Below are 11,447 nucleotides of genomic sequence, written 5' to 3'. Positions count from 1 at the left end.
AGGTATGACGTCAAGATCTCGCCCGCGCGGCCCGCAACTTGCAGGCGTGCAGGAGCATTCAGAGGCCGAGTAATAGGGCCAGACAGGGATCCAGCTCCGCGGCCCGGTCGACACGATCCTGCATTCTGGCGCAGGGACTGTTCAACGCGGGAGGACAAAGGTTTGCCAGGCGTTGGGCGCCATTGTGGATATCCAACTCTAGGAGACTGCGCGAGGCCTCAGCCGGACGCACGTGTCCCACTTCCTCAGACGGCCGAGACTCACTACGGCAGGCTCTTCTCCCCCATCACGGCGAATCGCGCTGATGGTGGGCACAGTATGGCCCGGATAGGGATCCCTTGATGAGACACACCTGGGATCCGGCCGTTGTCATCGCTGAATGTGATCCTTGTTTGGCGATTCTCTGTGATCGATGGGCGGCATTCCTCTGTGACCGTTAGCCGAGAATGGCCGTTAAATCGCAGCTAGAAATGGCGGTTCTGCGGCTCAGCGCACGTCCTTGCGCCGCTAACGGCGTACCTATCCAGAAAATCGCGCGGCCACTCCGCAGGGACTTCCCGCCTTGAGCTGGACGGAAGCATCAACAACGGGGTAGCTCCGGGCACGGGCCGCTCCGAGACGATGCTGAGTAGAACGCCCCTACCGGGGCGTTCCACGCAGGGCTTTCGTCTTACGCGCAGAAACTTGCGCCGTTGGTGTGGTAGTTCAGGGTGTCGAAGTCGGAGGACACCGAGGCTGATACGCAGGCGGTGCTCCGGGAGTCTGCCAGGCGCAGATACGGAGTCCACGCGCTTGTTCCCCCGCTGGGAGTCGGCCGAGGTTGTCATTTGCTCCTGCGCCGCGTCCTTCGGCGTGGACTGATTGTTCTACTGCTACCGGACTGGAGTAGAGGCCGCCGGAAAGCAGCACCCGTGCCCAGTTGGCGTAGCACGAACTGGACCACCGAAGTTCGAGCCAGCCGATTACTTTGCCTTGTGTGGTGCCACGGGAGCCGTAGATTGGTACGGATTTTACGGTGTATGCGTTCGTGCAGGCGGCGGGGTCTCGTTCCCTCCCCAGTCGGCAGCTTGCGCTGGTGCTGCGGCGGCCAGTCCTCCGACGGCGAGGACTGCGGCTACACCGATACCGGTGACGGCCTTAGTGACGCGGTGCGCCTTCTTAGCGGTCGACACAGATGTCAGCGCGGTGGTAGATGCGTGCTGTTTCATGTCATCCTCCTGGTGGTTGTGGTTCGGTCTGGTCGGGCGGTGTTGTGGCAGGGAACACATTTTGTGATGTCAGGGTCCTACTCCTACTTGCTGCGGCCTCCGTTTCTTCCGTCGCAGCAGGCTCAGATGGAACACTATCCGCGGAGCAAGGTGAAAAGGCCGGCATTCGAGGAGGGCCGGATGTTTGTCACCCAAATTGGCTACGGCAACCTCTGAGCGACCCTGAAAAACAGCCGGCCCGCTTCAGCGGCCGGCCCTGGTCTTGGGGCATCGCAAGCACCGGAATTGCCCTGGCATGCATCGCAACGGATGCCTGGTTCTCGGCCCTGTGCGCAGCACTTTTCTCTTTGCTCGTCCTGATGGTGCCGCTCGCCACCGCCGGTAATATGCGCGGATGAAATCAGTCGTGGCAGGACGCCTTGCTGGCCGCGGCTACGGCGGTGGTGATCGACGACACCCGCGGCTAACCGCATGGCCGGCCGAACGAACTCAGGCCAGGGCGGGGGCGCGCCAAACCCCTCGCCCTGGCCTAAGGCTGCTGGTACCGGGTCAGGTTGCCTGACGACGGCCCTTCACCTGAACAAGCCCCAAGTGCCCCTCCCCCGCCAGGCCGCGCCAAAAGACTGCCCCAAGGCTCATCGGCAGAGATCCCCTCGCCGCATTCTTTGCCGACGCGCGTGTCCGCGCTTTCGCCGCAGGCAGGCGCGCATAGGGTCTGTAAATGGAAGGGAACCAAGTCGGCGAGCTGGAAGGTCAGACCTCGATCAACGAACTGCTCGATGAACCAGTCGGCACTAATCCCATCCAGATGGTGCTGCCGCTCCATATCCAGCTCTCCTCCGGGGAAATCCGACGTCTGTCATGACCTCGACGAATAGAAAGTCGAATATGCAGCCCCTCATCCTCGGGAGATGCAACGACTCGGCTGGTCGGTGCTCACGAAAATCGAGACCTCATCGGAGGAGATGGATGCCACTCGTTTGGGGGCCGCAGCGCCGTCCCATCATCGAAGAGAGAAGAACCACAATCATCTAACCGGGGTCCTTCTGCGGTGCCTGACCCGACCCGCAACCTGGCGGGTCGCGTTCACCCCCGGCGGCTTGATGGTCGTTGTTGTTTCTCGTCAAAAACGGTCGTTTTTGATCTTCCCTCTGTCGTCGGGTGAGTAGAGGTAACGGGATCGGGAGGCCGCCAACCAGATGCGCTTCCTCCCAGGGCCTGCCAGCACTTCACACGCTGGCCCCGAGCTAGGGGTGGACGGCGGCGGGGCTGGGGGTGCGCCACAGCTCAGAAGTCGACGATTGTGTGCATAAAGACCTCGAACTCCTCGCCCAAGCGTTCAGTTGTCGGCTCGAGCATCCACTGGGTCTGCAGTCCGTCCATGACGGCGATGACAACGCGGGCACTGCGCTCGGGATCGAGGCCCTTCTTCAGGTGTCCGCTATCGCGGCACGCCTCGAGGATCGCCCCGATCCGCGTACGGGCCTGGACGTAGCGCCGGCGGAACGACTCGTGCGCTGGGTGGTCAGCCATGATCGCCTCTCCGGCGATGGCGCAGTGCAGCGCTACAATCCCGGGGTGCGCTTGATTGTGCCGCATGAGCTTCACGAGGGCGCGCACGGACTCGATCGGTCGGGACGCATCCAGCGGGCCGATGTCGTCACCGCGCTGGTCCCGCAGCTCCAGCACTGCCGTGAGCAGCTCCGCCTTGTTCGGGAAGTAGCTGTAGATAAGTGGTTGGGTCACACCGATACGCTCGGTAATCGCCTTCATCGTCGCGCCCCGGAACCCATTCTCGGAAAACTCGCAGAAGGCGGCCTCCACGATCTCCTGCCGCCTATCGGCCGACTTTGTATAAGGCCCGCGCTTACGCGGCCGCGCCGTCCTCTCAGCGTCCTGCATCTAGGTCACAACCTTCCCGGTCACTTCTTCCGACTGCGCCGTACAGTGCGGGGCTCGAGTTCCGACCGGCGAACGCTTTGAAATTTTATACCTAAATAATTTTTTGTGATACCGTCTTCTACGTCGGCACCCTGGCCATCAGCCCAAGGCGCTCACCGCGGGCGCGCTCAAAACGCTGGGACCATGACCCGCGCACAGACACACACACACACACACACACCTTCCGCCCCGCTGCACGGCTTCGGCCCGCCCACCGCTTCTGCCACGGGCCTTCATATTCAACCGCGAGCAGAATCGGCGCTCGATACACCACAGCACCCTGAAGGGACATCAGCATGAACATCACCTTTGAGAACCAGGCCGCCCTCGTCACCGGGGCCGCCTCCGGCCTCGGCCTCGCCGCCGCACGGGCATTCGCCGAAGCGGGTGCGGCCGTAGCTCTCGTGGACTTTGATGGCGACGCCGTCCAGGCAGCCGCTGAAACGCTTGCGGCTGACGGGCACCAGGCGATCGCGATCCGCTGCGACGTCGCCGACGAAGCCCAGGTCGCCGCCGCGGTCGAGCAGACGGTCGCCGCCTTCGGCCGGCTGGACGCCGCCTTCAACAACGCCGGAATCCAGGCCCCAGTGAGCGAAACAGCCGACGCTGAGGGCGACGACTTCGACCGCGTCATCGCCGTCAACCTCCGCGGCGTGTGGAACAGCATGAAGCACGAACTGCGGCACATGCGCGGGCAGGGCTCCGGCGCGATCGTCAACTGCTCCTCCACCGGCGGCGTCGTCGGCACCGCCGGCCTGGGCGCATACAACGCCTCCAAACACGCCGTGATCGGCGTGACCCGCAGCGCCGCCCTCGAGTACGCACCATCGGGAATCCGGATCAACGCAATCTGCCCCGGCGTCATCGACACCCCCATGGTGCAGGCCGCCAAGGTGGACCATCCCGAGCACATGGCCGCGATTATCGACGCTATCCCTGCCAAGCGCTCAGGAACTGCCGAAGAGATCGCCTCAGCCGTGCTGTGGCTGTGCAGCTCCGGCGCTGCATTTACCATCGGCCAGGCACTTGTGGTCGACGGCGGCTTCACAGTCCTCTAACCCACCCACCCACACCAGCCGACCCACTGGAGCCGACGACCATCGAACGCCGCGACCGTGGCCCGCAGACGCACCCATCGAAATCGTCTACGCGCGGACGTACTCCGCGGTCACTTCGATGTAAAAAGCGGCCTCAGAAACGCGCGTTATCGACTCACCGCAAATCGCTCTCACCAGCGTTGGAAACATGAACAGATCGGATACTCCCCCGCTTACTGCCCACGAGCACCCTCAGAAACGGCGCCTCTCTGGTCAAGCAGTGGCGGGGTTAGGCTGGTTGTGGATGGGCCCCGTGAGCCGCCGGGACGCCGCAGCCGGGACACTCGCACCCGCCTACTGTGACGGGCTGGCCGCACGGCTGGACTGGCAACGGCCACCGCGGGCGGTGGCATGGCAGGACCGGCTCGCGGCACTCGCGCGGTACCGGGCGGCCGGGCACGACTGGCCCCGCCACAAGGCCGCTGTAACCGGTGAAGAACACGACCTCGGCGTCTGGCTGCACTCCCAGCGCCAAAAGGCACGCCGCGGCGAACTCGAGCCGGACAAGGCACGGGCGCTGAATGAGGTGCTGCCGGACTGGTGCACCGGGCGGCGGCGAGGCCGCAGACCCCGAACCGGCACCGTGTAAACCGCGACCTCTCCTCGAACGGCAAGCTGACCGCCAAGACCTATGTGAACGGGTTGTGCCCACTGGGGGCAGGTGGAGCCATACCGACCACCACATGGGAGTCCTTCTCTCCGCCGATGGTCCATTCAAGGGATGCAAACCGGTCGTCGGCGGCCACGCAACGATCAAGCTCAAGCCACTACCGGGCGACCCTCCCCCCGCGGGCCTTTTCTAATCCTCCATGGATTCCCAAGGCCAAAGGGCATTTGGGGCTAGGGCCGACGCTGGAGCGAGATCCTCCAGGGCGCCCCGGCTCCGCTGCGCGCTGCACTCGCCTAAGGAAATCGGCCGGAAGCTGTGGCGGGCCGGTTTGGCCCCGAAACGGGCTGGTGCCGGTCCTGCGGCTTAATCCCTGTACTGGCCGGCGCGCCGGGCCAGTGGTCCCCCCAAATGACTCTTTGCACGGTTTTCCCAAGCCGAGCAGGTGAGAATGGGCCTTGCCGGCTACCTGCCAGTAGAGGCTGGCAAGGCACCGGGAACGGCGTTCCCCCGGACCCGGTGCCTGCAAGAAGAAAGCAGCCCATGACCGGATGGCTGGATCCCAGTCGCGGCCCAGAACTGCCTCGGCCTGTTGACCGGCCGATGAAGGCCAGGCCTGAACATGGGACCGCCTTGGCCCCATCCGCGACGTGAGATACGGGCACATTTTGGGTCTTTTTGCTGGACTCTTCGCCCGGCCAGTCGCACACTGATGCTTGTCCCGGTACAGGTGAGAGGATGCCAACCGTGCGGGTCCTGCTTGTGGAAGATGAAGTCCTGCTCGCTGAGACGATTCGGCAGGGGCTGACGACCGCCGGTTTCGTCGTCGATGTTGCCCACGACGGGGTTGATGGGCTGTGGGCCGCCTCGGAGAACCTCTATGACGTCGTCGTGCTGGATGTGATGCTTCCGGGCATGCATGGGTACGAGGTTCTGAAGCAGATGCGGGAGCGGCGGAATTGGATGCCGGTGATCATGCTGACGGCAAAAGACGGTGAATACGACCAAACCGATGCGTTCGATCTGGGAGCAGACGACTACCTCACCAAACCGTTCAGCTTCCTGGTCCTGGTCGCACGGCTGCGGGCACTCATTCGCCGAGGAGCGCCCGAACGGCCGGTGACTTTGGAGGTCGGTTCCCTGAGGCTGGACCCGACAACGCGACACGTGACACGGGACGGCCAGGACATCTCCCTGACTGCCCGGGAGTTTGGTTTGCTGGAATACCTGGTGCGCAGGCCGGACGAGGTCTTGTCGAAGGCTCAGATCCTCGACAACGTCTGGGACCCGGAGTTCCGGGGCGGGGACAACGTCGTCGAGGTTTATATCGGGTATTTGCGCAGGAAAATCGATGAGCCGTTCGGCCTCAACACACTCAGGACGGTACGGGGCATGGGATACAGACTCAGCTCCGATTAGTTTGCGACCGGCACATCAGCATGGGGCATCGGGGCAAATGGGGCCATCGGCGGGAAACTGATCTCAAAACGACACCATCCCTGTGGCGACTCGGCTGCGATAAGGCGGCCAGCGTGGGCCTCCACTATGGCACGGGCGATCGCCAGTCCCAGGCCGCTGCCGCCGTGGTGGCGTGACCGGCTCTCATCCAGGCGGACGAATCGTCCGAAGATCCTTTCCCTGTCCGCCACCGGCACCGGGGGTCCGTCGTCGTCGATGGTCACAACCACTGCCTGAGCGGTAAGCGACAGCTTCACGGCGATGGTCCCTGCGGCATGGCGGTCGGCGTTGTCGAGCACGTTCCGAAAAGCCTGGCTTAGCCGGACCGGGTCTCCTGCAATCCTGGCCGGGACCAGATCAGCGACGAACCGGTGTTGGCTCGTGGCTGTCATTCGGCGCAATTCAGCGGCCAGAACATCGTCGAGGTCGACATCCTCACGGCGGAGGGCCAGTCCTTCGTCATTGGCCTTGGACAACGTCAGGAGGTCCTCCACGAGGCCCTGCAACCGTCGCGTCTCTTCGGTGAGGATTGGCTGCATGCCCCGCCATGTTTCTCCGGAGGAATCAGCAATAGAGATGTCCAGGCCTGTGCGGATGGTCGTGAGCGGGCCCCGTAATTCATGGCTGGCGTCCGAGACGAACTGCCGTTGCCGTTGGTCGGCTGTTTCGATCCGGTCCAGCATGGAATTCATCGTGACCGCCAAGGCCTGCAGCTCGTCCCCTGTCCCGGGGACGTCGACCCTCTGACTCAACCTCCCCGCGTCGATAAAGCCGACCTGTGTACGAATCGTGTCCACCTGCCGCAGTGAACGCCCGATCAGGTAATGCACGGACAGGCCCACCACACCCAGCAGCAAGGGCATGGCAACCAGCCAGAACCAGGTGACAATCCGGACCGTGTCTGACTGGGGCTGAATGGTCTGGCCGGCCAGGACCCAATACTTAGTGCCCTCATCATCGACGCCCAACACCACAAGGTAGCGCTCGTCGGCGTCTCCTAGGAGACCGGGCACCGATACGCTGTCGGTCGCGCTCTCATCAGGAGCCGGCCTGAGAAAAGTGAGGGGAGTTTTTAACAGCCTGGGCTCCGACGCGCCGATTACCTTCCCCTTCTTGTCGATGATTTGCACCAAGGGGTCTTTCTTTACGGTAGCGGCGACCGCCAGGCTGGCTTCTTCGGCATCTTGGTTATGTATCAGGGCCGCTACATCCTGCACCTTGGTCCGCAGCAGACTGTCAGTCCCCGACACGAGTGCCGACCCCAGTATCTGGAGCATCAGCAGCCCCCCGGTCAGCAGGGCGAGGGCGACGACGGCCAAGGCCGCCACGGTGGACTGCCATCGGAGTCCGCGCAGCAGAACCGCTCCACGCCCCCGCCGTATCGGCTCGGATACGCGCACCGGGAGCGCAGCGGAGGACGACGGATCCGGTTGAACCATGAAACCAAGGATTCAGGCTGAACCGTCCCGATGCAATGAGAGCCTGCCTGTCTCAGTTTCCTCTCAGGAACCCGGCCGCATCATGGATGCGGTACCGGATACCGAATGACAACCCAGGACGAAAGCATCATGCGATGAACCGGATAGGAAATTGGCCAGACCCCATGTGACAGACATAGGGCGACGAGGCAGCCATGCTGACCATCAAGGAGGAACGATGCTCAAGAGTGCTGACATCGATACGCTGGCCGACGCCGGCGCAGGTGTTCTGGCAGTTGATGGTAGAAGGATCGGACAGGTCGGAGAGGTATACGTCGTGGATGGCCTGCGTGTTCCGCTCTGGCTATCGGTGAAAACGGGGCTGTTCGGCGCGATCAACCGTTTCGTTCCTATGCAGGGCGCGCGCGTCGAAGGTGGTTACCTTGTCGTGCGATACAGCAAGGCCCGGGTGAAGGAAGCCCCGCCTGCGGTAGAGGACGGACACTTCGACCCTGACGAGGAAGACAACCTTTGCCGGCATTACGGAGTTGAAGTCCCCCGCGGGCCGCAGGCCGGTGGCCGGAAAATCAAGACAGCGGGCACCTGAAGCCGCACAGATGCTAAGCGACGCTGCCTGCTAAAAGGGGTCGCTGCTGATCATGATCTGACCTTTCCACTTCTCACGAGGCTCCCCTCCCAATTTTCGAACTGTGCCGGGGCCAAGATTGCCTGCCGGTGTCTTCAGGATGATCTTCCGCTGACGTTATTGGCGCCCGTCCGGCCACTGTCGTCCTGGTCCCCAGGAGCGGCTGAACCTAGTCCTCCAGGTCGAAGTCCAGGTCAAGGTCTTCGACGTCGCCCAGCAGCCGCCACGTGGACGCGATCGGGGCAGCACCGAGCGTCGCGGCAACGGGCATCCCGTCCACGGCGATCAGCTGATCAAGGTCCAGACCGGTCAGTTGGGCGATGTCCCGGATGGGTGCCTGGAACGTCCGGAACGGACCCAGCGGGGGGACGTCCTCAACAGCCGCGGGATGGGGCACGTCTGGCAGTTCGGCCAGCTGCGGGGTCTGGTCCACGACGTACCCCGTGGCGGCGAGCTCCCCTTCGTGGATGAAGGCGGCGACCTTGAAGAACCGCAGCGGAATGTCCACGCCCCGGTACACCGGATCAAGGTCGCTGAAGATCGGGCCTGTGAACACCACGAGCCGGCTCCGGTACTGGGCGGCGTGCTCCTGCAGGTAGTCCTCGATGCCCAGCCACAGCTCCATGCCCTGGTTGAATTTGGCCGCCTGCGGTGCGGCGTTCGTGTAGTGAAAGGTGTCCTCGTTCGCTTGCTCGGCCTCGGCGACGCTGTCGCCCCAGACCGCCGAAGACCGTCGCACCAGATGCCCGCGGTCGATGTCGTTCCGGGCGTAGACCCGCTCCCCCGTCTGCTGATCCACAGGCAGCCGGGGATCCAGCCGCCAGCTGATCCCGGCCCGATCCAGGTCCATCAGCTTCTCGCCGTCGATGCCCACGCCCGTGACGGCAGCAAGGCGCATGTCCAGGCGCATCAGCACCGAGAAGTGCGTGTACGGCAGCAGCACGGTTTCCACGCCAGCCAGGGTAGGCAGCGGCACGGGCTGGCCGAGGAAGTTCTCGTCGAAGCCGTGCCTGCCGGAAAGGTCCTCAATGGCCGCGGTCTGGGGTAGCAGCAGTTCGTCCATGACCGGACCCTACCAGCGCCAGGTTACGGCCACGAGAACGCAACCTGCCAGGATGGCGCATCCCCCAGGACAGGTCTCTATTCGGTCTGGATATGAACGCCCGGCCTTCCTACCTTTAACGCGTGGCCGCAATGCGCCAAGCGCGCCAAGCTAACAGACCGGCGCGGATGGCGTGGTCCGTAATGCCCGAGCAACGCACACAAGGAGAGCGCCATGACCACAGCACGCGAAATCATGACCGGCGGCGTTGAATGCATCGGTGAGAACGAAACCCTCGAAGCAGCAGGCCGCAAGATGAAAGAGCTCGATGTCGGCGCACTGCCGATCTGCGGCGAGGACAACCGGCTCAAGGGCATGATCACCGACCGCGACATTGTCATCAAGTGCTTCGCGGAGGGAGGGGACCCGCGCACGACAAAGGCCGGGGACTTTGGCCAGGGCAAACCGGTGACCATCGGCGCGGATGATTCGATTGGAGACGCCATCAAGACCATGCAGGACCACCAGGTCCGCCGCCTGCCGGTCATCGACGGCCATGACCTGGTCGGCATCCTCACGCAAGCAGACATCGCCCGGAACTACCCGGAGGACCGCGTCGGGGAGCTGGTAGAACTCATTTCCTTCTACTAGCGCCCCCCGCAGTCCGGCACGAACTCGTAGGGCGATCGTCCGACGCGATCAGAAGCGGCCGTCGTATCTGAGCATGCGATTCTTTCAGATGTCAGCAGGTGTCAGCGCCGGCGGCGAGCTCCCGTCGACGTCCACGACACCGAACTCTCTCGCGACAGCGGCAGCAACGAGTACCTGACCGGTCCGCGCCATGACGTTCGGATCGTGGAAGAGCGCGTTGACCACACGGCCGATGAACTCAGGGCTTTCACTGGTCGAGAGGTCGAACACACCGCTTTTCGCCGCTGCCAAGACCGATTCAGTTCGAACGAGTCCGGGGTAGAGCGAGAAGACCGGAATACCGAAGGGTTTCAGTTCCACGGCCATGTCGGACGTCATCTTGTCCGTCGCCGCCTTAGCAATGCCATAGATCGTGTTGCCGAGGTGGCGCTGCGCCGCCCAGAAGCTGATATTGACGATCACGCCGCGGCGCCGCGGGATCATCATGCGCGCCGCCCGGGCCGAACACATGAAGGCAGCCCGGACGCCGGCGTCCATCATCCCGGTCCAGCGGTGGGCTGGCTGCTCCCAGAACGGCACAGCCCACGTGAACGTCCCGTCTTCCACCATCTTCTCGTAGCCGCCCCAGGCGCAGTTGACGAGGAGGTCCAGGCCGCTGGTCTCCGACCTGATCACGTCAAACACACCTGCCGTTTCGGCGTCGTTGAGATGGTCGCAGCGCAGGCGCCGTATCTCCTGCGGCAAATCAGCCTGGTCGATCGTGCGGCCGGAACCGTAAACGTGAAACCCCGAGGCCAGCAAGCTAAGGGCGATGCCCCGGCCGACCCCCCGGCTCGCACCTGTCACCAGCGCCACGTTCCCCGTCGGCGCTTCGTTGTAGGGTGGATGGTTGGTCATGCCTGGTTGCCCCGCTTACCTCTCATTCGGCCGCTGCAGAACGGTCTCGCGGATTTTTTGGAGTGATTCCGGGCTGGCGGCAATTTCAACGGTGCGACCATCGGTTTGGTAGGTCATGACCATGAACGCGCGCGGCGTCACGTACTTGGTGTCCTGTCGGTTCAGCCGGCGTGGCACGGAGGCGGCTTCGAGCCCTTCCAGAACCGATGGCCTGCCCGAGGGTTCGAGTGTGTCGTAGACGGCAGGCTGAAAATCAACGCGTCCCGGGGACAGCGTGGCCACGCCCATGTTCCAGATGCCGCTGAGAGACTCCGGCCGGGCCTCCGGATACCGGAGGTAGACCAGGTGTTGCCCTTGCTTAGTGAGCCTGTCGGAAGTCTGCTTCAGTCGCTTCACGGTGAAGTACCAGATCAGAGCAGTCGTGATCGACCCCATCGTGGCGTTGAAGAGAGCATCATCCAGCCGGCCCCCGATGACAAGGC

General features: G+C 63.6%; 11 protein-coding genes. 6 read left to right on the top strand and 5 right to left on the bottom strand.

All coding sequences use genetic code 11. The features are described from left to right. Nucleotides 1-1,929: 1,929 nt before the first annotated feature. Entirely contained in the window at nt 1,930-2,073 is a 144-nt protein-coding gene (locus tag G9E11_RS15240; RefSeq protein WP_190607212.1) for a hypothetical protein, read from the top strand. A gap of 422 nt (nt 2,074-2,495) precedes the next feature. On the opposite strand, the gene G9E11_RS21395 is transcribed toward G9E11_RS15240, so the two are convergent. Next, nucleotides 2,496-3,110 carry a TetR/AcrR family transcriptional regulator gene (locus G9E11_RS21395; RefSeq protein ID WP_284691189.1) on the bottom strand — a complete coding sequence of 205 codons (615 nt, stop codon included), beginning with the start codon at nt 3,108-3,110 and terminating at the stop codon, nt 2,496-2,498. Nucleotides 3,111-3,445: 335 nt separating this feature from the next. Between G9E11_RS21395 and G9E11_RS15230 the strand changes: the two genes are divergently transcribed. The 3 genes from G9E11_RS15230 to G9E11_RS15220 all read left to right on the top strand — a co-directional run bounded on the left by G9E11_RS15230 (nt 3,446) and on the right by G9E11_RS15220 (nt 6,272). Then, nucleotides 3,446-4,207, top strand: a complete 762-nt coding sequence (locus G9E11_RS15230) for a glucose 1-dehydrogenase (protein WP_190607208.1) — start codon at nt 3,446-3,448, stop codon at nt 4,205-4,207. 292 nt (nt 4,208-4,499) lie between these two features. Beyond that, nucleotides 4,500-4,835 (top strand): helicase associated domain-containing protein, encoded by a 336-nt coding sequence (locus G9E11_RS15225; protein ID WP_311764385.1) that lies wholly within the window; start codon nt 4,500-4,502, stop codon nt 4,833-4,835. A gap of 765 nt (nt 4,836-5,600) precedes the next feature. Further along, nucleotides 5,601-6,272, top strand: a complete 672-nt coding sequence (locus G9E11_RS15220; protein WP_190608311.1) for a response regulator transcription factor — start codon at nt 5,601-5,603, stop codon at nt 6,270-6,272. Here the strand turns inward: G9E11_RS15220 and G9E11_RS15215 are convergent. Next, entirely contained in the window at nt 6,269-7,639 is a 1,371-nt protein-coding gene (locus tag G9E11_RS15215) for a sensor histidine kinase (protein ID WP_414635200.1), read from the bottom strand. The two genes, G9E11_RS15220 and G9E11_RS15215, sit on opposite strands and share 4 nt — an antisense overlap. Before the next feature lie 328 nt (nt 7,640-7,967). On the opposite strand from G9E11_RS15215, the gene G9E11_RS15210 reads away from it, so the two are divergent. Then, entirely contained in the window at nt 7,968-8,336 is a 369-nt protein-coding gene (locus G9E11_RS15210) for a PRC-barrel domain-containing protein (protein ID WP_190607202.1), read from the top strand. Between the two features lie 208 nt (nt 8,337-8,544). Here the strand turns inward: G9E11_RS15210 and G9E11_RS15205 are convergent, their stop codons facing one another. Continuing rightward, nucleotides 8,545-9,438: a DNA/RNA non-specific endonuclease gene (locus G9E11_RS15205; RefSeq protein WP_190607200.1), complete on the bottom strand. Its 894-nt coding sequence runs from the start codon at nt 9,436-9,438 to the stop codon at nt 8,545-8,547. A gap of 213 nt (nt 9,439-9,651) precedes the next feature. Here G9E11_RS15205 and G9E11_RS15200 point away from each other — a divergent pair, with 213 nt between their 5' ends. Next, complete coding sequence (locus G9E11_RS15200; protein ID WP_190607198.1) at nt 9,652-10,068, top strand: CBS domain-containing protein; 417 nt, start codon at nt 9,652-9,654, stop codon at nt 10,066-10,068. Between the two features lie 84 nt (nt 10,069-10,152). Here the strand turns inward: G9E11_RS15200 and G9E11_RS15195 are convergent, their stop codons facing one another. Together G9E11_RS15195 and G9E11_RS15190 are read right to left on the bottom strand one after the other, a co-directional pair. After that, nucleotides 10,153-10,965, bottom strand: a complete 813-nt coding sequence (locus G9E11_RS15195) for an SDR family NAD(P)-dependent oxidoreductase (protein WP_190607196.1) — start codon at nt 10,963-10,965, stop codon at nt 10,153-10,155. 15 nt (nt 10,966-10,980) lie between these two features. Further along, nucleotides 10,981-11,447: hypothetical protein (locus tag G9E11_RS15190; RefSeq protein ID WP_194718269.1), on the bottom strand; the 467-nt coding region annotated here is incomplete at its 5' end.

The organism is Arthrobacter ipis, assembly GCF_014694315.1.
In the GTDB taxonomy this organism is placed as follows: domain Bacteria; phylum Actinomycetota; class Actinomycetes; order Actinomycetales; family Micrococcaceae; genus Arthrobacter; species Arthrobacter ipis.
This window is presented reverse-complemented; position numbering and strand designations above follow the sequence as displayed.

Bases quoted from the DNA above. Each gene is read 5' to 3' on its own strand.
- G9E11_RS15240 (WP_190607212.1), top strand. From the start codon at position 1,930: ATGGAAGGGAACCAAGTCGGCGAGCTGGAAGGTCAGACCTCGATCAAC.
- G9E11_RS21395 (WP_284691189.1), bottom strand. From the start codon at position 3,110: ATGCAGGACGCTGAGAGGACGGCGCGGCCGCGTAAGCGCGGGCCTTAT.
- G9E11_RS15230 (WP_190607208.1), top strand. From the start codon at position 3,446: ATGAACATCACCTTTGAGAACCAGGCCGCCCTCGTCACCGGGGCCGCC.
- G9E11_RS15210 (WP_190607202.1), top strand. From the start codon at position 7,968: ATGCTCAAGAGTGCTGACATCGATACGCTGGCCGACGCCGGCGCAGGT.
- G9E11_RS15205 (WP_190607200.1), bottom strand. From the start codon at position 9,438: ATGGACGAACTGCTGCTACCCCAGACCGCGGCCATTGAGGACCTTTCC.
- G9E11_RS15200 (WP_190607198.1), top strand. From the start codon at position 9,652: ATGACCACAGCACGCGAAATCATGACCGGCGGCGTTGAATGCATCGGT.
- G9E11_RS15195 (WP_190607196.1), bottom strand. From the start codon at position 10,965: ATGACCAACCATCCACCCTACAACGAAGCGCCGACGGGGAACGTGGCG.